At 76.0% G+C, this 20,000-nt stretch carries 23 protein-coding genes; 20 read left to right on the top strand and 3 right to left on the bottom strand.

The annotated features are described in order from the left end of the window. Positions 1 to 36: 36 nt before the first annotated feature. From ACI79B_RS06725 to ACI79B_RS06735, 3 genes are all read left to right on the top strand, one after another. Positions 37 to 1,128 carry a pyridoxal-phosphate-dependent aminotransferase family protein gene (locus tag ACI79B_RS06725; RefSeq protein ID WP_456926755.1) on the top strand — a complete coding sequence of 364 codons (1,092 nt, stop codon included), beginning with the start codon at positions 37 to 39 and terminating at the stop codon, positions 1,126 to 1,128. Between the two features lie 53 nt (positions 1,129 to 1,181). Next, complete coding sequence (locus ACI79B_RS06730; protein WP_456926756.1) at positions 1,182 to 2,003, top strand: hypothetical protein; 822 nt, start codon at positions 1,182 to 1,184, stop codon at positions 2,001 to 2,003. Positions 2,004 to 2,162: 159 nt separating this feature from the next. Beyond that, a complete protein-coding gene (locus tag ACI79B_RS06735) occupies positions 2,163 to 3,038 on the top strand; it encodes an endonuclease domain-containing protein (protein ID WP_456926757.1) in 876 nt (291 codons plus the stop codon). Between the two features lie 77 nt (positions 3,039 to 3,115). Here ACI79B_RS06735 and ACI79B_RS06740 read toward each other — a convergent pair whose 3' ends face one another. Then, positions 3,116 to 3,985 carry an aldo/keto reductase gene (locus tag ACI79B_RS06740; protein WP_456926758.1) on the bottom strand — a complete coding sequence of 290 codons (870 nt, stop codon included), beginning with the start codon at positions 3,983 to 3,985 and terminating at the stop codon, positions 3,116 to 3,118. A gap of 35 nt (positions 3,986 to 4,020) precedes the next feature. On the opposite strand from ACI79B_RS06740, the gene ACI79B_RS06745 reads away from it, so the two are divergent. The 14 genes from ACI79B_RS06745 (at position 4,021) to nusB (ending at position 17,493) form a co-directional block, all read left to right on the top strand. Then, positions 4,021 to 5,394, top strand: coding sequence for a replication-associated recombination protein A (locus ACI79B_RS06745; protein ID WP_456926759.1), 1,374 nt, complete (start codon positions 4,021 to 4,023; stop codon positions 5,392 to 5,394). A gap of 110 nt (positions 5,395 to 5,504) precedes the next feature. Further along, positions 5,505 to 5,930: a DUF948 domain-containing protein gene (locus ACI79B_RS06750; protein WP_387986799.1), complete on the top strand. Its 426-nt coding sequence runs from the start codon at positions 5,505 to 5,507 to the stop codon at positions 5,928 to 5,930. Further along, positions 5,930 to 6,223, top strand: a complete 294-nt coding sequence (locus tag ACI79B_RS06755; protein ID WP_456926760.1) for a hypothetical protein — start codon at positions 5,930 to 5,932, stop codon at positions 6,221 to 6,223. The genes ACI79B_RS06750 and ACI79B_RS06755 overlap by 1 nt, the downstream gene beginning before the upstream one ends. 47 nt (positions 6,224 to 6,270) lie before the next feature. Next, positions 6,271 to 8,961 (top strand): alanine--tRNA ligase, encoded by a 2,691-nt coding sequence (alaS, locus tag ACI79B_RS06760; protein WP_456926761.1) that lies wholly within the window; start codon positions 6,271 to 6,273, stop codon positions 8,959 to 8,961. Positions 8,962 to 8,966: 5 nt separating this feature from the next. After that, positions 8,967 to 9,632, top strand: a complete 666-nt coding sequence (gene ruvX / locus ACI79B_RS06765) for a Holliday junction resolvase RuvX (RefSeq protein ID WP_456926762.1) — start codon at positions 8,967 to 8,969, stop codon at positions 9,630 to 9,632. A gap of 38 nt (positions 9,633 to 9,670) precedes the next feature. Continuing rightward, entirely contained in the window at positions 9,671 to 11,296 is a 1,626-nt protein-coding gene (mltG, locus tag ACI79B_RS06770; RefSeq protein WP_456926763.1) for an endolytic transglycosylase MltG, read from the top strand. Further along, positions 11,289 to 12,116, top strand: coding sequence for a shikimate dehydrogenase (locus ACI79B_RS06775; RefSeq protein WP_456926764.1), 828 nt, complete (start codon positions 11,289 to 11,291; stop codon positions 12,114 to 12,116). The genes mltG and ACI79B_RS06775 overlap by 8 nt, the downstream gene beginning before the upstream one ends. A gap of 97 nt (positions 12,117 to 12,213) precedes the next feature. Then, positions 12,214 to 13,392, top strand: coding sequence for a chorismate synthase (aroC, locus tag ACI79B_RS06780; protein WP_456926765.1), 1,179 nt, complete (start codon positions 12,214 to 12,216; stop codon positions 13,390 to 13,392). Continuing rightward, positions 13,389 to 13,922 carry a shikimate kinase gene (locus ACI79B_RS06785; RefSeq protein WP_456926766.1) on the top strand — a complete coding sequence of 178 codons (534 nt, stop codon included), beginning with the start codon at positions 13,389 to 13,391 and terminating at the stop codon, positions 13,920 to 13,922. The genes aroC and ACI79B_RS06785 overlap by 4 nt, the downstream gene beginning before the upstream one ends. Then, a complete protein-coding gene (gene aroB, locus ACI79B_RS06790; protein ID WP_456926767.1) occupies positions 13,919 to 14,974 on the top strand; it encodes a 3-dehydroquinate synthase in 1,056 nt (351 codons plus the stop codon). Before ACI79B_RS06785 ends, aroB begins: the two co-directional genes overlap by 4 nt. Then, positions 14,971 to 15,405: a type II 3-dehydroquinate dehydratase gene (gene aroQ, locus ACI79B_RS06795; protein WP_456926768.1), complete on the top strand. Its 435-nt coding sequence runs from the start codon at positions 14,971 to 14,973 to the stop codon at positions 15,403 to 15,405. Before aroB ends, aroQ begins: the two co-directional genes overlap by 4 nt. Next, the gene (locus tag ACI79B_RS06800) at positions 15,405 to 16,505 is read left to right on the top strand and encodes a M24 family metallopeptidase (protein WP_456926829.1); all 1,101 of its coding nucleotides are present in this window, start codon (positions 15,405 to 15,407) and stop codon (positions 16,503 to 16,505) included. Before aroQ ends, ACI79B_RS06800 begins: the two co-directional genes overlap by 1 nt. Continuing rightward, on the top strand, positions 16,506 to 17,066 hold the full coding sequence (gene efp, locus ACI79B_RS06805; RefSeq protein ID WP_456926769.1) for an elongation factor P: 561 nt from the start codon (positions 16,506 to 16,508) through the stop codon (positions 17,064 to 17,066). Positions 17,067 to 17,082: 16 nt separating this feature from the next. Then, entirely contained in the window at positions 17,083 to 17,493 is a 411-nt protein-coding gene (gene nusB / locus ACI79B_RS06810) for a transcription antitermination factor NusB (protein WP_456926770.1), read from the top strand. 8 nt (positions 17,494 to 17,501) lie between these two features. Here the strand turns inward: nusB and ACI79B_RS06815 are convergent, their stop codons facing one another. Both ACI79B_RS06815 and ACI79B_RS06820 read right to left on the bottom strand, forming a co-directional pair. Next, a complete protein-coding gene (locus ACI79B_RS06815; RefSeq protein ID WP_456926771.1) occupies positions 17,502 to 17,651 on the bottom strand; it encodes a hypothetical protein in 150 nt (49 codons plus the stop codon). A 205-nt stretch (positions 17,652 to 17,856) separates the two neighbouring features. Further along, on the bottom strand, positions 17,857 to 18,090 hold the full coding sequence (locus ACI79B_RS06820) for a hypothetical protein (protein WP_456926772.1): 234 nt from the start codon (positions 18,088 to 18,090) through the stop codon (positions 17,857 to 17,859). A 494-nt stretch (positions 18,091 to 18,584) separates the two neighbouring features. Between ACI79B_RS06820 and ACI79B_RS06825 the strand changes: the two genes are divergently transcribed. The 3 genes from ACI79B_RS06825 (at position 18,585) to ACI79B_RS06835 (ending at position 19,985) form a co-directional block, all read left to right on the top strand. After that, positions 18,585 to 18,782: a hypothetical protein gene (locus tag ACI79B_RS06825; protein WP_456926773.1), complete on the top strand. Its 198-nt coding sequence runs from the start codon at positions 18,585 to 18,587 to the stop codon at positions 18,780 to 18,782. 335 nt (positions 18,783 to 19,117) lie between these two features. Then, positions 19,118 to 19,315: a hypothetical protein gene (locus ACI79B_RS06830; protein WP_456926774.1), complete on the top strand. Its 198-nt coding sequence runs from the start codon at positions 19,118 to 19,120 to the stop codon at positions 19,313 to 19,315. Positions 19,316 to 19,784: 469 nt separating this feature from the next. Then, positions 19,785 to 19,985 carry a hypothetical protein gene (locus ACI79B_RS06835; RefSeq protein WP_456926775.1) on the top strand — a complete coding sequence of 67 codons (201 nt, stop codon included), beginning with the start codon at positions 19,785 to 19,787 and terminating at the stop codon, positions 19,983 to 19,985. The last annotated feature ends 15 nt before the right edge of the window (positions 19,986 to 20,000 follow it).

Here is a 20,000-nt window from a genome sequence, read left to right on the forward strand (position 1 = left end):
GAGCGGCCGCCGGAGGCCGGTCCTAGGGTGCGGCGCATGCCGCTGCGCGCCCGCACCCTGCTCGGTCCCGGCCCCTCCAACCCCTACCCGGAGGCGACGGTCGCCCTCGGGCAGCCGCTGCTCGGCCACCTCGACCCGGTGTTCCTCGGCGTCCTGGACGAGACCTCCGACCGGCTGCGCACGGTGTTCGGCACGGCCAACCGGCGCACGCTGCCGCTGTCGGCCACCGGGTCGGCGGGGATGGAGGCGGCGTTCGTCAACACCGTGGGCCCGGGCGACGTCGTCGTCGTGGCGGTCAACGGGCTGTTCGGCGAGCGGATGGTCGACGTCGCCGCGCGGTGCGGCGCCGAGGTGGTGCGCGTGGACCACGAGTGGGGCCGGCCCGTGGACGCCTCCCGGGTCCTGGAGGCGCACCCGGCGCCGAAGCTCATCGCCGCCGTCCACGCGGAGACCTCGACCGGCGTGCTGTCGGACCTGGAACCGCTCGCGGCCGGCAAGGGCGACGCGCTGCTGCTCGCCGACTGCGTGACCTCACTCGGCGGCATCCCGGTGCGGCTGGACGACTGGGGCGTGGACCTCGCCTACTCCGGCTCGCAGAAGTGCCTCGGCGTCGCGCCCGGGCTGGCGCCGTTCACCATCTCCGACCGCGCGTGGGAGCGGCGGGTCGAGAAGCCGCGCAGCTGGTACCTCGACCTCGGCATGCTCGGCGGCTACGCGGGGGAGGCGGCCGGGTCGGGTGGCCGCACCTACCACCACACCGCGCCGACCGGGATGGTCGTGTCGCTGCACGCCGGGCTCGGCCGGATCCTCGACGAGGGCCTGGAGGCGGTGCACGCCCGGCACGCCGAGGCCGGCCGGCTGCTGCACGAGGGCCTGCAGGAGATGGGCCTGGAGCTGTTCGCCGCCGAGGGGCACCGGCTGCCGGAGCTCACCACCGTGCGGGTGCCCGACGGCGTGGACTCCGCGGCCGTGCGCAAGGAGCTGCTCGAGCGCTACGACCTGGAGATCGGCGGCGGCGTCGGCGCCCACGCGGCCACGGTCTGGCGGATCGGGCTGATGGGCCACAACGCGCGCCCGGACACGGTCGCCCTCGTGCTCGCCGCGCTGCGCGAGGTCCTGGGCCGCTGAGCACCGCCGTCGTCCCGCCGCCGGTGGCCGGCCGGCGGCTCCCGGTCTGGGCGATGGTGCCCGTTGCGGCGCTCGCCTGGTGCGCGGGCTTCGTCCCCTGGCTGCTGCACGGGACGGGGCGCGCTGCGCCGATCGTGCTGCCGCTGCGGGCGGGGCTGCTCACGCCTCTGGTGCTCGGCGCCGCGGTCGGCGGGCTGCTGGCGGGTGCGCCGGCGCTGCTCGTGCCGGCGGGGCGGCGCGGGGGCGCGCTGCTCGCCACGGGGTGCGGCGCGGTCCTGGGGATCGCGGTCACCGTGCTGCAGTCGGTGGCGGCCTCGGACGCCGGTGCGGGCTTCGACTCCGACCCACGGGTGCTGACCGGGCTCGCGGTGCTGACCGCCGGCCTCGGGGTGCTGGCGTGGGGTGCCGGGTCGCTCGTGCTCGCCGGTCCCGCTGGGGCGGGGGTGGTGCTCGGGCTGGGGGCCGGCCTGCTGCCGGGGTGGCTCTCGACGCTGCTGCCGTCGGCGCCCTCCTCACCGGTGGCCGGGACGGTGCTGCTGTGGCTGCAGGCCCTCCTGCTGGCGACGGCGCTGGTCGCGGTCGGCGTCCGGCCGGTGGCGCGGCTGGTCCTGTGGCCGGCGGTCGTGCTGATCGCGTGGCTGGTCGGCCCGGCGCTGACCGCGGTGGCGTGGCTGGAGCCGCTGCTGCGTCCGGGCACCGGCCTGCCGCGGACGCTCGGTGATGCGCTCTCGGGGGCGTGGCAGGTCTTCGGCCTGGCGGCGTCGCCGATGGGCCGGGACTGGGGACCGTGGGTCACCGCCGTGGTGCTGGCGGTGTTCGTGGCGGTGCTGCTCGACGGCCGCCGCCGCGCGCTGACGGGCCCCCCCGCGAGTTGATCATCGGGATCTTGCCGCTGACATGCGCGGACACGCCGACGCGAGCGGCGACGAGGCGATGATCGACAGCGAGCGCCGCGCGGGTCCACAGGCGCCACGGCGTCCACAACCGGCCGCTCCGGCCCCGGCGGGGGCTCGGACCGGCCGCACGGTCACGGCATGGACGACGTCGAGCTGCCGCTGGTCTACACGTGGACGGAGGCCCGCGCGGCCGGGGCCCGACGGCGGCAGGTGGCCGCGGACGGGCGGCGGCTGACCCGCGGCCTCTACCTCTCGGCCGCCGCAGAGACGGGGCTGGCCGCCCGCTGCCGCGCGTGGACCCGGCTGCTGCCCCCGGACACGGCCTTCGGGCTGAGCACCGCGGCCGTGCTCCTCGGCGCCCACACTGACCCTCCACCTGAGGTCGAGGTCGTGCTGCGCCCGCGGCCGGTGCTCCCGCAGCGGCGCGGCCTCGCGGTGCACGTCCGGGACCTGCGCAGCGAGGACGTGACGGAGGTCGGGGGTCTGCGGGTGACCTCCGGGGCGCAGACGTTCCTCGACCTGGCGCCACGGCTCCCGCCGGCCGAGCTGGTCGCCGTGGGCGACACGCTGCTCCGCGCCGGGCGGCTCGACGCGGCGGCGCTCGAGCGGCGCCTCGGCCGGGCCGGACGGACCCGGGGCGTCGTCCGGGCGCGGGAGTGCGCGCCGCTGTTGTCCCGGCACGCGATGTCGCGGCCGGAGAGCCTGCTGCGCTACTGGCTGACGACGAGCGACCTGCCCGCCCCGGAGGTGCAGCTGCCGGTCCTCGACCGCCGGGGGCGGGTGGTCGCGCACGCCGACCTCGGGTACGCCGAGCACCGGCTGGCGATCGAGTACGAGGGCCGGCAGCACGCCGAGGCGGAGCAGTTCGGGCGCGACGTCGACCGGTACTCGCTGATGGCCGCGGGCGGGTGGCTGGTGCTCCGCTTCGCGGCACGGCACCTGAGCGGTCCCGCCGTCGTGGTCGAGCGGACGCGGCGGGCGCTGCTCAGCCGCGGGTGGCGCCCGGGGCGTTGATCATCGGGTCGTTGCCGCCGACACGCGCGGACACGCCGAGACGAGCGGCAACGAGCCGATGATCAACCAGCCGATGATCAACCCGGTGCGGACCCGTCCAGGCGGGACAGCTGCTCGGGGGTCAGCTCGAGGTCGGCCGCGGCGGCGGAGTCCTGGATGGACGCCGGCCGCGAGGCGCCGGGGATGGGCACCACGACGTCGGCCTGGGCGAGGTGCCAGGCCAGCGTCACCCGGTACACCGACACGCCCAGCTCGGCCGCGACCTCGGCGAACGCCGGCGCGGTGGCCGACAGCGACCCGGCCGCGGTGACGCCGCCGAACGGGCTCCACGGCAGGAACGCCAGCCCGTGCGCCGCGCAGTGCCCGACCTCGCCGGCCGAGAAGCGCCACCCCGGCGAGAACTGGTTCTGCACGGCCGCGAGCGCCGGCCCCACGATCGAGCGGGCGACGTCGATCTGCGCGACGTCGGCGTTGGAGATGCCGACCATCTGCACCAGGCCGTCGTCGGCGAGCTGCCGCAGCGCGCCCATCGACTCCTCCCACGGCGTGTCCGGGTCGGGCCGGTGGTACTGGTACAGCCCGATCGCGTCCACGCCCAGGCGGCGCAGCGAGGCCTCGCACGCCTTCCGCAGGTACGCCGGCGAGCCGTCGAGCTCCCAGTCGGTGCCCCGCCGGGTGTGCCCGCCCTTGGTGGCCACCAGTACGTCGCCCGCGCCCGGCCCGTAGGAGGCCAGCGCCTCGGCCACGAGCGTCTCGTTGTGCCCGAACTCGGCCTCGTCGCGGGCGTAGGCGTCGGCGGTGTCGACCAGGGTCACGCCGGCGTCCAGGGCCGCGTGGACGACGGCGACCGCCTCCTCGCGGCCCGGCCGGTCGGTCTTGGTCGACAGGGGCATGGCCCCCAGGCCGATCGCGCTGACGGTGCGGTCTCCGATGCGTCGCTGGTGCACGGGGCTGTCGTGCCCCGCGGGTAGCGTCGCTACCCGTGACGTCCTTGTTCGACGAGCCGGCGGAGGTCACCGGCGACGCCGTCGACCCGGGTGCGCCGCTGGCGGTGCGCATGCGCCCGCGCTCCCTCGACGAGGTCGTCGGCCAGTCCCACCTGCTCGGCCCGCGGGCGCCGCTGCGCCGCCTGGTCGAGGCCGACGAGCCGATGTCGCTGGTCCTCTACGGCCCGCCCGGCACCGGCAAGACGACGCTCGCACACGTCATCTCGCTGGCCACCAAGCGGCAGTTCGTGCAGCTGTCCGCGCTCGACGCCGGCGTCAAGGAGGTCCGCGCGGTCATCACCGCGGCCAAGCGCGAGCTCACCTACGCCGGCCGGCGCACCGTGCTGTTCATCGACGAGGTGCACCGGTTCTCCAAGACCCAGCAGGACTCGCTGCTGTCGGCCGTCGAGGACCGCATCGTCAGCCTGATCGCCGCCACCACCGAGAACCCGTTCTTCTCCGTCGTCAGCCCGCTGCTGTCCCGCAGCCTGGTGCTCGCGCTGCAGCCGCTGTCCGACGACGACGTCCGCACCCTGCTGCACCGGGCGCTCACCAGCGACCGCGGGCTCGGCGGCGGGCTCACCCTGAGCCCCGAGGCCGAGGAGCACCTCGTCCGCGTCGCCGGCGGCGACGGGCGCAAGGCGCTGACCGCGCTGGAGTCGGGGGCCGGCGCCGCACGGTCCGCGGGCGCGGCCGAAATCGACCTGGTCACCCTGGAGACCGCCGTCGCGCAGGCCGCGGTGCGCTACGACCGCCAGGGCGACATGCACTACGACGTCGCCAGCGCGCTGATCAAGTCGATCCGCGGCAGCGACGTCGACGCCGCGCTGCACTACCTCGCCCGCATGGTGGTGGCGGGGGAGGACCCGCGGTTCATCGCCCGCCGGCTGGTCATCTCCGCCAGCGAGGACATCGGCATGGCCGACCCCACCGCGCTGCAGACCGCGGTCGCCGCCGCGCAGGCGGTTCAGCTCATCGGCATGCCCGAGGGGCACTTCCCGCTGGCGCACGCCGTCGTCCACCTGGCCACCGCGCCGAAGTCGAACGCGGTGACGGTGGCGATCGGCGAGTCGGTGGCCGACGTCCGCGCGGGCCTGGGCGGGCCGGTCCCCGCCGGCCTGCGGGACGCCCACTACGCCGGGGCGAAGAAGCTGGGCCACGGCTCGACCTACGTCTACCCGCACGACGCGCCCGACGGGATCGTGCCGCAGCAGTACCCGCCCGACGGGCTGGTCGGCCGGGACTACTACCGGCCCACGCCCCGCGGCGTGGAGGCCGGCATCGGCGCCCGCCTGGGCAAGCTCCGGGCGATCGTCCGCCGGCACCCGCGGGAGAGCCGCGGCGCGGAGCGGGCCGGCCGCGGCGCCTGACGGGCCGGTGTCGTCCGGCGCACCGGAGGGGCGCCGGAGGCCGCGACTACTGTGGCCACGCCGGTCGTTGCCGACCACGCCGGCCGCCGACGGAGAAGAGGAGACGCCGCGTGTCCGCAGGAGAGTGGGCCGGACTGATCGCCGCCCTGGCGCTGGTGCTGCTGGTGCTGCTGCTGGCCGTCCCGCTGCTGAAGCTGGGACGCACCCTGGACGAGGCCACGCTGACCATCCGGCAGACCCGGGAGGAGAGCCGGCCGATCCTCACCCAGGCGCAGACGACGATCGCCCAGGTCAACAGCAACCTCGAGCGGGTCGACGACATCACCGGCAACGCGGCCAACGTGTCGAGCAACGTCGCGGCGCTGACCAGCGTCGTCGCCGCCACCGTGGGCAGCCCGCTGATCAAGGTCGCCGCGTTCAGCTACGGCGTCCGCAGCGCGACCAGGAAGCGCCGCGAGGGCCAGGCGATCGCCGAGGCCGCCGCCCGTGACAAGGCCGAGCGCCGCGCGCGCCGCGCCGCCCGGCGGGCCGCCTGATGCGCCGGCTGTTCTGGCTGGCGATGGGCATCACCATCGGCGCCCTCGTCGTCCGCAAGCTCTCCCGCGCCGCGGAGAGGATGACCCCCGCCGGCATCGGCGCCTCGATCGCCGAGGGTCTGCGCGACCTCGCCGACGCGATCGGCGAGTTCGGCGCCGACGTGCGCGCCGCGGCCGCCGTGCGCGAGGAGGAGCTGCGCTCGGGCACCGGGCTCGACGCGCCGCTGCCGGAGCGCGACACGACCCAGCTCCAGCTCCCCGGGCGGCGCGGCGCCCACGCCGCCGACCGCTGAGCACCCACCCCGCGGGGGCCGCCCCCGCCCCGAGGACCGAGTAGGCCATGCAGACCGCCGAGATCCGCCGCCGCTTCCTGCAGCACTTCGAGCAGCGCGGCCACACCGTCGTGCCCAGCGCCTCGCTGGTGTCGCCGGACCCCTCCCTGCTGTTCACCGTCGCCGGCATGGTGCCGTTCATCCCGTACCTGACCGGCCGGGAGCCCGCGCCGTTCCCGCGGGCCACCAGCGTGCAGAAGTGCGTGCGCACCCTCGACATCGAGGAGGTGGGCAAGACCACCCGCCACGGCACGTTCTTCCAGATGAACGGCAACTTCTCCTTCGGGGACTACTTCAAGGAGGGGGCGATCCAGCACGCCTGGGACCTGGTCACCGGGCGGGTGGAGGACGGCGGGCTGGGTTTCGACCCCGACCGCATCTGGGTCACCGTCTACCTCGACGACGACGAGGCCGCCGAGGCCTGGCACCGCATCGCGGGTCTGCCGGAGGACCGCATCCAGCGGCTGGGCAAGAAGGACAACTACTGGCACACCGGCGCCGACGGCCCCGGCGGACCGTGCTCGGAGATCTACTACGACCGCGGCCCCGAGTTCGGCCCCGACGGCGGCCCGCTGGTGGACACCGCCGGTGACCGGTTCCTGGAGATCTGGAACCTCGTCTTCATGCAGTACGAGCTCACCGACGTCCGGAGCAAGGAGGACTTCCGGATCGTCGGCGAGCTGCCGAAGAAGAACATCGACACCGGCATGGGCCTGGAGCGGGTGGCCTTCCTGCTGCAGGGCGTCGACAACATGTACGAGATCGACGAGGTCGCGCCGGTGCTGCGCCGCGCCGCCGACCTCGCCGGGGTCACCTACGGCAAGGACCACGACGCCGACGTCCGGCTGCGCGTGGTCGCCGACCACGTCCGCAGCGGCCTGATGCTCATCGGCGACGGCGTCACCCCCGGCAACGAGGGCCGCGGCTACATCCTGCGCCGGCTGCTGCGCCGCGCGGTCCGCTCGATGCGGCTGCTCGGCGTCGACGCCGCCACGCTGCCCGAACTGCTGCCGGTCTCCCGCGACGCGATGGGCGCGAGCTACCCGGAGCTGGTCGCCGACTTCGACCGCATCTCCGCCGTCGCCTACGCCGAGGAGGAGGCGTTCCGGCGCACCCTCACCTCGGGCACCGCGCTGTTCGACACCGCCGTCGCGCAGGCCAAGGCCGCCGGGACGCCGTCGCTGTCCGGCGAGCAGGCGTTCTCCCTGCACGACACCTACGGCTTCCCGATCGACGTCACCCTCGAGATGGCCGCCGAGCAGGGCGTGACCGTCGACGAGGAGGGCTTCCGCGCGCTCATGCAGCAGCAGCGCGACCGGGCCCGCGCCGACGCCCGCGCCAAGCGCACCGGCTCGGTCGACGTCCTGGCCTACCGCCGGCTGCTGGCCGACCACGGCCCCACCGACTGGCGGGCCTACTCCGCCCTGCGCACCGACTCCCGCGTGCTCGGCCTGGTCTCCGACCTCGCCGCGGAGGAGGGCGCCCCGGCCGCGCCGGCCGGGCCGGGCGAGGTCACCCGGGTGGTGCTGGACCGGACGCCGTTCTACGCCGAGTCCGGCGGCCAGGTCGCCGACGCCGGCACCCTGACCTGGGACGGCGGCCGCGCCGAGGTGCTCGACGTGCAGCGGCCGGTCAAGGGCCTGGTCGTGCACCAGGTCCGGGTGCTCGAGGGCGAGCTGGCCGAGGGCGCGGAGCTCACCGCCGAGGTGGACCGGGAGTGGCGGCTGTCGGCCTGCCAGGCGCACTCGGGCACGCACGTGGTGCACGCCGCGCTGCGCCAGGTGCTCGGCCCGCAGGCGCTGCAGTCGGGCTCCTACAACCGCCCCGGTTACCTGCGGCTGGACTTCGCCTGGCAGGGCGCGCTCACGCTGCAGCAGCGGCACGACATCGAGGACGTCGCCAACGCGGCCGTGCGCGCCGACCACCGGGTCACCGCCACCTACATGACGCTGCCCGAGGCCCAGGCGATCGGCGCGCTCGCGCTGTTCGGCGAGACCTACGGCGAGCAGGTGCGCGTCGTCGAGATCGGCGGCCCCTGGTCGCGCGAGCTGTGCGGTGGCACGCACGTCGCCGGCTCCGCGCAGATCGGGACGCTGGCGCTGACCGGCGAGTCGTCGGTCGGGTCGGGCGCGCGGCGCGTGGAGGCCGTCGTCGGCCTCGAGGGCTTCCGCTATCTGGCCCGCGAGCGCGACCTGGTGCGCCAGCTCGGCGAGCTGCTCAAGTCGCCCACCGACGGGCTGGTCGACCGGGTCGGCGGCATCCTGTCCCGGCTGCGTGACGTCGAGCGGGAGGTCGCCGACCTGCGCGCCCAGCAGACCCAGGCCGCGGCCGGTCAGCTGGCCGCGGGCGCGACGGACGTCGGCGGGGTCGCCGTCGTCACCGCGGCGCCGGCCGGCCTCTCCGGCGGGGACCTGCGCACCCTCGCCCTCGACGTCCGCGGGCGGCTCGGCGAGCGGCCCGGGGTCGTCTTGCTGGCCTCGGAGTCGGGGGGCAAGGTGGCTCTGGTCGCAGCACTGAACCCCGCCGCCCAGCAGCGCGGGCTGTCCGCCAGCGACGTGCTGCGTGCCGCGGCGGCCCCGGTCGGGGGCCGCGGTGGTGGCAAGCCCGACGTCGCCCAGGGCGGCGGCACGGACCCGGGCGGCATCCCCGCCGCCCTGCAGGCCGGCGAAGAGGCGGTCGCGACCGCCACAGGGAGGTGAGCGGAGTGCCCGATCAGCGCCCCGACGAGACCGGTCCGGTGGGGGAGCGGCGCGTGCAGGGCCGCCCGGCGGTGCCGCCGTCGCGCCCCCGGCAGACCCCGCCCCCGCCGGAGCAGCCGGTGCACCACCGCACCGAGCAGATCGACCTGCGCGCCGGCTTCCCGCCGGTGCGCCACGAGACCACCGAGATCGACCTGTCGCAGGGGCTGCCCGCCGGGCTGCCGCTGCCGCCGCGCCGGACCCGGCAAGGCCGCCGGCTCGGCCTCGACGTCGGCACGGTGCGGATCGGCGTCGCGCTGTCGGACCCCACCGGCACGCTGGCCAGCCCGCTGGAGACCGTGGAGCGCCGCCGCGACGGCGGGGACCTCGACCGGATCGCCGCCCTCGTCGAGGAACACGAGGTGACGGAGGTGATCGTGGGGGAGCCGAGGCACCTGTCGGGTGCGTCGGGCGCCTCCGCACGGGAGGCGCGTGCCTACTCTCGGTCACTTGCCGGGCGCATCGGCAGCGTGCCCGTGCACCTCGTCGACGAGAGGCTCTCCACCGTGACCGCAGCCAGTTCCCTGCGGGCGAACGGGCTCGACAGCCGCGCCCAGCGCCCCGTGATCGACCAGGCCGCCGCCGTGGTCATCCTCCAGGCGTATCTCGACTCCCAGCGGGGGCGCTCGTGACCGGTCCGGTCCCGCCGTACGGGCGGGGCCTCCCCGGCATGCCGAACGTCCCGGCGCCCTCCGCGGGCGCCTGGCCGGCCCGACCGCAGACGACGCGGCTGCCGGTGGGCCCCGGCCCGGTCCGGCCCGGCAGCCCCACCCGTGCCGGCCTGCTGGACCGCGACGTCCGGCCGGTGACCGCCGGCCGGCACGCCGCCCCGGACGACGCCGGTGCCCGGGACGGCGCGCCCGAGGACGACCGCACCGGCCCGCTGCCCGGCGACGGCCAGCCCGTGCCGCCGCTGCCCGGCGTCCCGCCGCGGCCGTCCGGCCCGTGGTCGAAGCTCGCCCGCCGCGACGGGACCGCCGACCCCGACGACGCGCCCACCGTGGCCGCGGCCGCCGTCGGCCCGCACGACGAGCCCGCCGACGACGAGGAGCCCACCGGCGGCCTCGAGGTCCTCGGCGCCGGTGGCGCCGACCGCGGACGCCGGCGCGGCCGGCGCGCCCGCGACGAGGCCGAGGAGCACGGGCACGCCGCCGTCTTCGGCGACGACCCCGACGAGACCGGCTCGCTCGACCTGCCCGACGACGACGCCTCCGACGCCGCCCCCGCGCCCCGCCGGCGCTCCGGCCGCCGCCGCAGCCCGCTGGCCAACGTCCTCGCGCTGCTGGTCCTCGCCGCGCTCGTCGCCGGCATCGTCTTCGGCGGCAAGGCGCTGATCGGCCTGGTCAACCCCGCTGCCGAGGACTACACCGGCGCGGGCACCGGCAGCGTCGAGGTGCGCGTCGGCGAGGGCGACACCCTCAGCGACATCGCCCGCACCCTCGTCGAGGCCGACGTCATCGCCTCCTCCGAGCCGTTCGTCGACGCCGCCGAGGCGAACGCGGCGGCGACCGGCATCCAGCCCGGCGTCTACGAGCTGCGGTCGCAGATGAGCGGCCAGGCCGCCCTCGACCTGCTGCTCGACCCGGCCGCCCGCCAGGTCTCGCGGGTCACCGTCCCCGAGGGCTCCACGCTCACGATCACGCTGCAGCGGATCTCGGAGACCACCGGTGTGCCCCTCGAGGAGCTGACGGCCGCCGCGGCCGACCCGGCCGCGCTGGGCCTGCCGGCCTACGCGAACGGGCAGCTCGAGGGCTTCCTGTTCCCGGCGACCTACGACGTCGAGCCCGACGACACCGCCACCGACGTGCTGCGCGCGATGGTCTCCCGGTTCACCGACATGGCCCAGGACGCGCAGCTCGAGCAGCGGGCCGCCGCGGCCGGGCGCTCGGTGTACGACGTCGTCGTGGTCGCCTCGATGATCGAGCGGGAGACCAAGGTCGACGACGAGCGGGCCAACGTGGCGCAGGTCGTCTACAACCGCCTGGCGCAGGGCATCCCGCTCGGGATCGACGCGACGCTGGCCTACGGGCTGGGCAAGAACGGCAACGACCTCACCGTCAGCGACCTGCAGACCGACAGCCCGTACAACACGCGGACCCGGGCCGGCCTCCCGCCGACGCCGATCGCGGCACCGGGCGAGGCGAGCCTGGAGGCGGCGCTGGCGCCGACCACCGGGGACCTCCTGTACTACGTGCTGGAGTCCTCGGACGGGCGGCACTTCTTCACCGCCAGCTACGACGAGTTCCTGGCGGCCCGCCAGCGGTGCGCCGACGCCGGCCTCGGGTGCGGTGGCTGACCGGCCCGTGCCCGCACCGGCCCCGCCCGGCCGGGCGGCCGTCCTCGGCCGCCCGGTCGGGCACTCGCTCTCCCCGCTGCTGCACCGCGCCGCGTACGCCGCGCTGGGCCTGACCGGCTGGACCTACGACGCCCTCGACGTGGGCGCCGAGGACCTGCCCGACCTGGTCGCCGGGCTCGGCCCGGAGTGGCGCGGGTTCTCGGTGACCATGCCGTGCAAGCAGGCGGCGGTCGCCGTCGCCGACGCCGTCGAGCCGCTGCCCCGGCTGCTGGGCGCGGCGAACACCCTCGTGCACACCGGCGCCGGGTGGCGGGCGGAGAACACCGACGTCCACGGCGTCGGCATGGCGCTGCAGACCGGCGGCGTCGAGCGGGTCGCGCACGCGGCGATCGTCGGCGCGGGCGGGACGGCCGCAGCCGCCGCCGTCGCGCTGGCCGAGCTCGGCGCCGAGTCGGTCGACGTGCTGGTCCGCGACCCCTCCCGCGCCGCCGACGTCACCCGGGTGCTCGGGGTCCTCGGCGTGGAGGCGGTGGTCCGGCGGCTGGAGCCCGGCCCGGTGGAGGCGCCGGTCGTCGTCAGCACGGTGCCGATCGGCGCGCACCGCGACCTCGCCGGCCTCGGCTGGCGCGCGGGGCAGACCGTGCTGGACGTGCTCTACGCGCCGTGGCCCACACCGGTGGCCGCCGCGGCCGACCGGGCCGGCGCCACGGTGGTCAGCGGCATCGAGGTGCTGTTCTGGCAGGCCACGGTGCAGGTCGAGCTGATGACCGGGCTGCCCGCGCCGCTGGGCCCGATGCGCGCGGCGCTGGACGCCCGCTGAGCCCCCCGGTCCCGCGCGGGCCGCTCACCGGGCTCGTCCCCGCCCTCTCGGTGGAGGGACCGCTGGGCCGGGGACCCCGGCTGGCAGAATCGGCGCCATGTTGCGCTGGCTGACCGCCGGTGAGTCGCACGGCCAGCAGCTCACCGCCATCCTCGAGGGCCTGCCCGCCGGCGTGCAGGTGCAGACCTCCGACCTCGACGTCGACCTGGCCCGCCGCCGGCTCGGCCACGGCCGCGGCGCGCGGATGTCCTTCGAGCAGGACGAGGTCACCCTCACCGGCGGCGTCCGGCACGGGCTGACCATGGGCGGGCCGATCGCGGTCCAGGTGGGCAACACCGAGTGGCCCAAGTGGACGACGGTCATGTCGGCCGACCCGGTCGACCCCGCGGTGCTCGAGGGTCAGGCCCGCAACGCGCCGCTGACCCGGCCGCGGCCCGGCCACGCCGACCTCGCCGGCATGCAGAAGTACGGCTTCGACGACGCCCGCCCGGTGCTCGAGCGGGCCAGCGCCCGCGAGACCGCCGCCCGGGTGGCGCTCGGCGCCGTCGCGAAGGCGTTCCTGCGGCAGGCGCTCGGCGTCGAGGTCGTGAGCCACGTCGTCGCGATCGGCCCGGTCACCGTCCCCGACGGCGTGCTCCCCGGCCCGCACGACAACCCGCGCATCGACGAGGACCCGGTGCGCTGCGCCGACCCGGCCACCAGCGACGCGATGGTCGCCGAGGTCGACGACGCCCGGAAGAACGGCGACACGCTCGGCGGCGTCGTCGAGGTCGTCGTGCACGGGCTGCCGCCGGGCCTGGGCAGCCACGTGCACTGGGACCGCCGCCTGGACGCCCGCCTGGCCGCCGCGCTCATGGGCGTGCAGTCGGTCAAGGCGGTGGAGGTCGGCGACGGCCTGGAGACCGCCCGCCGCCGCGGCTCGGTCGCCCACGACGAGATCGTCAGCGAGGACGGCCGGCTGCGCCGGGTCACCGACCGCGCCGGCGGCATCGAGGGCGGCATGACCAACGGCGAGGCGCTGCGGGTCCGCGCGGCGATGAAGCCGATCTCCACCGTGCCGCGGGCGCTGGCCACCGTCGACGTCGCCACCGGGGACGCCGCGGTCGCGATCAACCAGCGCAGCGACGCCTGCGCGGTGCCGCGCGGCGCCGTGGTGATGGAGGCGATGGTCGCCCTCGTGCTCGCCGACGCCGCGCTGGAGAAGTTCGGCGGCGACTCCGTCGCCGAGACCCGCCGCAACGCGCAGGCCTACCTCGACGCGCTGCCGTACCGGTGAGCCGGCCGCTGCTGGTGCTCGTGGGGCCGCCGGCCTCGGGCAAGACGACCGTCGGGACGGCGGTGGCGACCGCGCTGGGCCTGCCGTTCCGGGACACCGACGCCGACGTCGAGGCCGCCGCCGGCACCACGGTCGCCGACCTGTTCGTCACGCACGGCGAGCCGCACTTCCGGGCGCTGGAGGAGCAGGCGGTCGCCCGCGCGCTCGGCGAGCACGACGGCGTCCTCGCGCTCGGCGGCGGCGCGGTGCTCAGCGCCGCCACCCGCGAGCTCCTGACCGGCTACGGCCGCGCCGGCGGCACCGTCGTCCACCTCGACGTCGACGTCCCCTCGGCCGCCCGCCGGGCCGGCCTGTCCCGGGACCGCCCGCTGCTGGCGGTCAACCCGCGGGCGATGCTGCGCACCCTGCTTGAGCAGCGCGCCCCGCTCTACGCGGAGGTCGCCACCGTGGTCGTGCCCACCGCCGGCCGCACGCCGGAGGACGTCGTCGCGGACGTGCTGTCCGCCCTGCCCGCCGGGACCGCCCGGTGAGGCGGGTGACCGTCGCGGGGGAGAAGCCCTACGACGTCGTCATCGGCCCGGGCGCGCAGGCCGAGCTGGGCCTGCTGCTCGCCGGGACGCCGAAGGCCGCGGTCGTGCACGCCCCGCCGCTGGCGGCGCTCGCCGGCGCCGCCGTCGAGACGCTGCAGACCGCCGGGGTGGCCGCCGAGGCCGTCGTCGTCCCCGACGGCGAGGCCGCCAAGACCGCTGCGGTCGCCGCGACCGCCTGGGAGGAGTTCGGCCGGCTCGGGCTGACCCGCTCGGACGCCGTCGTCGGGGTCGGCGGGGGAGCGGTCACCGACCTCGCCGGGTTCCTCGCCGCCACCTGGACCCGCGGCGTCCGCGTGGTGCACCTGCCCACCAGCGTGCTCGGCATGGTCGACGCCGCGGTCGGCGGCAAGACCGGCATCAACACCGGCGCGGGCAAGAACCTCGTCGGGGCGTTCCACCCGCCGGCCGGCGTGCTCGCCGACACCGATGTGCTCGCCGGGCTGCCCGAGGCGGAGTTCCGCGCCGGGATGGCCGAGGTGGTCAAGTGCGGGTTCATCGCCGACGCGGCGATCCTGGACCTGCTCGCCGCCGACCCGACCGGCCGCCGCGACACCGGGGAGCTCATCGAGCGGGCGGTGCGGGTCAAGGCCGACGCCGTGGGCCAGGACCTCTTCGACACCGGCGTCCGCGAGTTCCTCAACTACGGGCACACCCTCGGCCACGCGATCGAGCGGGTCGAGGACTTCCGCTGGCGGCACGGCGAGGCGGTCGCCGTCGGGCTGGTCTTCGCCGCCGAGCTCGGCGCGCAGGCCGGCCTGCTCACCCGCGCCGAGGCCGACCGGCACCGCGACCTGGTGGCCGCGATGGGCCTGCCCACCCACTACCGCGGCGACTGGGCGGCGCTGCAGGCGGTGATGCGCGTGGACAAGAAGGCCCGCGGGGCGACGCTGCGGTTCGTCGTCCTCGACGGCATCGGCAACCCGACGATCCTGACCGACCCCGAGCAGGCGTGGCTGGACGCGGCGTGGGCCGCAGTATCGGAGACAGCGTGACGATCCAGGTCCTCAACGGCGCCAACCTCGGCCGGCTCGGCACCCGCGAGCCCGAGGTGTACGGCACGACGACGTACGCCGAGCTGGTGGCGATGGTCGAGGTGGCCGCCGCCGAGCTGGGGCTGACGGTGCGGGTGCGGCAGACCGACTCCGAGGCCGAGCTGCTCGGCTGGGTCCACGAGGCGACCGACGCCGGCGACCCGGTCGTCATCAACCCCGGCGGCTGGTCGCACACCTCGGTGGTGCTGCACGACGCGCTGGCCGCGGTGACCGCGCCGGTCGTGGAGGTGCACATCAGCAACATCCACCGGCGCGAGGAGTTCCGGCACCACTCCTACGTCTCCCGCGTCGCCGACGGCGTCATCGCCGGGCTCGGCGTGCAGGGCTACGAGCTGGCGCTGCGCCACCTGGCCGCGAAGGGGGTCTCGTGATGCGCACCGCCGGGCGGCGGGAGCGGCTGCGGGCGACCGCCGCCGAGCGCGGGCTGGACGCCGTCCTGGTGACCAACCTGCTCAACGTCCGCTACCTGACCGGGTTCACCGGCTCCAACGGCGCGCTGCTGCTGCGCACCGACGGCGCCGACCTGTTCGGCACCGACGGCCGGTACACCACCCAGGCCGGCACCCAGGTGCCCGACGTCGAGCTGCTGGTCGACCGCGGCACGGTCCCCGCGCTCGCGCAGGAGGCGGTGCGCCGCGGCGCCGGCCGGATCGGCTACGAGAGCCACGAGGTCACCGTCGACGGGCTGGCCCAGCTGGAGCGCGTGCTCGCCGACGCCGCCGCCGGCGGGACCGTGCCCGAGCTGGTGTCGGTCCGCCGCGCGGTCGAGGAGCTGCGCGCGGTCAAGGACGACGACGAGATCGCGGCCCTGCGCCGGGCGTGCGCGGTCGCCGACCAGGCGCTGGCCGAGCTCGCCGCCGAGGGCGCGCTGCGGCCCGGGCGCACCGAGCTGGAGGTCGGCCGGGAGCTCGACGCCCGCATGCTGGCGCTGGGCGCCGAGGCGCCGTCGTTCGAGACGATCGTGGCCACCGGCGCGAACTCCGCGATCCCGCACCACCGGCCCGATCGCACGGTCCTGGCCGGCGGCGACCTCCTGAAGCTCGACTTCGGCGCCACGGTCGACGGCTACCACTCCGACATGACCCGCACGCTGGTGCTCGGGCACGCCGCCGACTGGCAGCGCGAGGTCTACGCGCTGGTGGCCGAGGCGCAGGCGGCCGGGCGGGCGGCGCTGGCGGTCGGGGCCGACGTCGTCGCCGTCGACGCGGCCTCCCGCGACGTCATCGCCGCGGCCGGGCACGCCGAGCACTTCACCCACGGCCTCGGGCACGGGGTGGGCCTGGAGATCCACGAGGCGCCGGGCATCGGCCCGCTGGGCGCGGGTAGTCTGGCCGCCGGCATGGCCGTCACCGTGGAGCCGGGGGTCTACCTCCCCGGCCACGGCGGTGTCCGGATCGAGGACACGCTCGTCGTCACGGCGGACGCGCCCGAGTTGTTGACCCTCACGAGCAAGGAACTGCTGGTCCTCTAGATGGCTACCACCAACGACCTCAAGAACGGCATGGTCCTCAACCTCGACGGCCAGCTGTGGTCCGTCACCGAGTTCCAGCACGTCAAGCCCGGCAAGGGCGGCGCGTTCGTGCGGACGACGCTGAAGAACGTGCTCTCGGGCAAGGTCGTCGACCGCACCTTCAACGCCGGCACCAAGGTCGAGACGGCCACCGTCGACAAGCGGAACATGACCTACCTGTACCGCGAGGGCAACGACTTCGTCTTCATGGACGGGGACACCTTCGAGCAGATCTACGTCCCGTCCGAGACCGTCGGCGGCGGCGCGGACTACCTGCTCGACAACACCGAGGTCGTCGTCGCGGTGCACGAGGGCACCCCGCTCTACGTCGAGCTGCCGGTGACCATGGAGCTCGTCGTCCAGCACACCGACCCGGGCCTGCAGGGGGACCGCTCCACCGGCGGCACCAAGCCCGCCACCCTCGAGACCGGCGCGCAGATCAACGTGCCGCTGTTCGTCAACACCGGCGACAAGCTCAAGGTCGACACCCGCGACGGCCGGTACCTCGGCCGCGCCAACTGACGCACCGCCCCGAGCCATGGCTGCCCGCACCAAGGCGCGCAAGCGCGCCGTCGACGTCCTCTACGAGGCGGACCTGCGGGGCACCGACCCGGTGGAGCTGCTCCGCGAGCGCATCGCCGACCCGTCGCCGCCCGTCCCCGACCACGCCGTCCGGTTGGTCGAGGGCGTGGCGGCGCACCAGGGGCGCATCGACGAGCTGATCGGGCAGCACGCCCGCGGCTGGTCGCTCGAACGGCTGCCCGACGTCGACCGCGCGATCCTGCGGATGGCGGTGTTCGAGCTGCTCTGGGCCGACGACGTGCCCGACGCCGTCGTCATCGACGAGGCCGTGGAGCTGGCCCGGGCGCTGTCGACCGACGACTCGCCGGCCTACGTCAACGGCGTCCTCGGGGCCATCCTCGACGCCGAGGTGCCGACCTCCTCCTGAGCCGCGGCTCAGCCCCGGACACCGGCCTCGGCGGCGGCCAGCATCGCCGCGGCCCGGGCCCCGGCGGTCAGCCGGTGCAGCCGGCGCAGCGCGGCCCGGCGGTCCGCGGCGAGCAGCGACTCGCGGTCGGGCGTCGGGACGGGCGGGGCGGTGCTCACGGGTACTCCTCGGGTGCGCGTTCTCGGCGCCGCCGACGCTAGGTCGAGCCCCTGACAGTTCCGGAACCGCGAGCTGCGAGGTCCCTGCGGACCGGACCGGGCCAGGCACTGCCGTAGCGGGGGCCGGACCGCGACCTGCGACGGGCCGCGGTGTCCGACCGTGCCCGCCGACCTGCGATGCCCCGGGCGTCGCGGCCCGCCCGCGTCAGCCCCGTACGGCCGTGAGGGACACGGTGTCCCGCACGACGTCCGTGCAGGTCAGCCGGAGCGTGCCGGCGGTGACCTCGCCGCCGCGGACCAGGGTCACGTCCTTGCCGCCGACGCGGAGGGTGGCCCGGCCCGCGGTGATGCCGCGGAACGCGATCGTCGTCCCCAGCACGTGGGCCCGTGCGCCGTCGCCGCCCAGCGTGACCGAGCACCTGGCACCGGAACAGGACACCGCACTCACCGCGCCGGTCGGTGCCGCTCCCGTCGACGACGTGGCGCGCGAGGAACTGCCGCCGCTCGACCAGCTGCTCCCTCCCGACGCACTGCTCCCCGTGAAGGAGCCGGCGCACGCGCTGCCCAGGACCAGCGACATCGGCGCGAGCACACCGACGAGGCAACGGACGAGGCGTCCCATGGCCTCACGGCAGCACGGGGCGTGGGCCGGGCGCAAGGGCTGTGGGGACCGCGGGAGCGCGGATGTCGGCGGGTCCGGCCGCCCTAGGTGACCGGGGCGCCGGGAGCAGTACCCGGGGCGTCGGGGGTACGGGCCCGGACCGGGCGAGATAGGTGGTCCCCACCGTTGTCGCGGTGTCGGGCGCGGGCGAAGACTTCCGCCCGTCGCCTCCGGACCGCGGCCGGAGGCGGTACCCACGGGGCCAGCGGGTGGCCGCGGCAGCAACCGGCCGTGGTCCTCTCCCCGTCCGATCCGATCCTGAGGAGACCACCGTGTTCGAGGACCAGAAGATCGAGCTGCTGCCGGCCCGCACCACGATGAAGCGGGGCGGCGTCCTGGTAGTCAGCCAGAGCTTCAACTACGCCGAGGCCGTGGCCGTCAACGCCGGCAACGTCAACGTGGGCGGCGACCAGGCGAACGTCGCCGCCGCCCTCGCGCTGGCCGGCAGCAACGTGTTCATCGGCGGCTGACGAGCTCGGGCGACCAACCGGCCTCACGCCGGTACACGGGAGGGGCGGCCGCTCTGCGGCCGTCCCTCCTTCGTCTGCGGCACGGCCCTCGGTACTCGGCGTGGCCGGCTAGGTGGTCGGTGGACCGCAGCAGTGGCCGGACCGGTCGTGTCCGGGCCCGGACCGGGGCGAGATAGGTGGTCCCCACCGTTGTCGCGGTGTCGGGCGCGGGCGAAGACTTCGGCCCGTCGCCTCCGGACCGCGGCCGGAGGCGGTACCCACGGGGCCAGCGGGTGGCCGCGGCAGGAACCGGCCGTGGTCCTCTCCCCGTCCGATCCGATCCTGAGGAGACCACCGTGTTCGAGGACCAGAAGATCGAGCTGCTGCCGGCCCGCACCACGATGAAGCGGGGCGGCTTCACCCTGATCAACCAGAGCGGCAACACCGCTGTCGCCGCTGCCGTCAACGCCGGCAACATCAACGTGGGCGGCGACCAGGCGAACGTCGCCGTCGCGGCCGCGCTGGCCGGCAGCAACGTGTTCATCGGCGGCTGACGGCGGGAACGCACGGGACGACACGTCCTGCGCGGCGCGGGAGGGGCGGCCGGCTCGGCCGCCCCTCCCTGTGCGTCCGGGACGCTCGCCGGCAGGACCCGCCGCGGGGAGCGGAGGGGGCGCCCCCGCCGGCGCGTGATGACCCAACCGCAACAGGTACCACGTCGCTGCGGGCACCGGTGGACCCACGACCCCGCCGTGCAGACCTCGGTGGTCGGCGGCCGCGACTGCGTGGCGGCGCGGTCGACCTCAGTGGCCCGACCCCGGGGGATGCGGGAACCGGGGGAGCCCAGATAGGTGTTCCCCACCGTTGTCGCCCGGTCGCCGGGCAGCCAAGACTTCCGCCGTCGAGCCGGACCGCGGCCGGAATCGGCAGGTCACGGGGGCCAGTGGGTGGTCCGGCGGCGGTGATCGCTCCCACCTTCCTCCCTGGTGGCCTCCCCTTCAGTACCGATCCTGAGGAGACGCCATGTTCGAGGACCAGACCGTCGAGCTGCTGCCGGCGCGCACCACGATGAAGCGCGGCGGAAACGGACGCTTCGTCGACGTCAGCCAGGTGGGCAACGTGTCCATCGCCATCGCGATCAACGCCGGCAACATCAACTTCGGCGGCACGCAGGTGAACGTCGCCGAGGCTGTCGCCCTCGCGGGCAGCAACGTCGGCGGCTGACGTCCTCCTGCAGGG

This window comes from Geodermatophilus sp. SYSU D00879, from assembly GCF_054050375.1.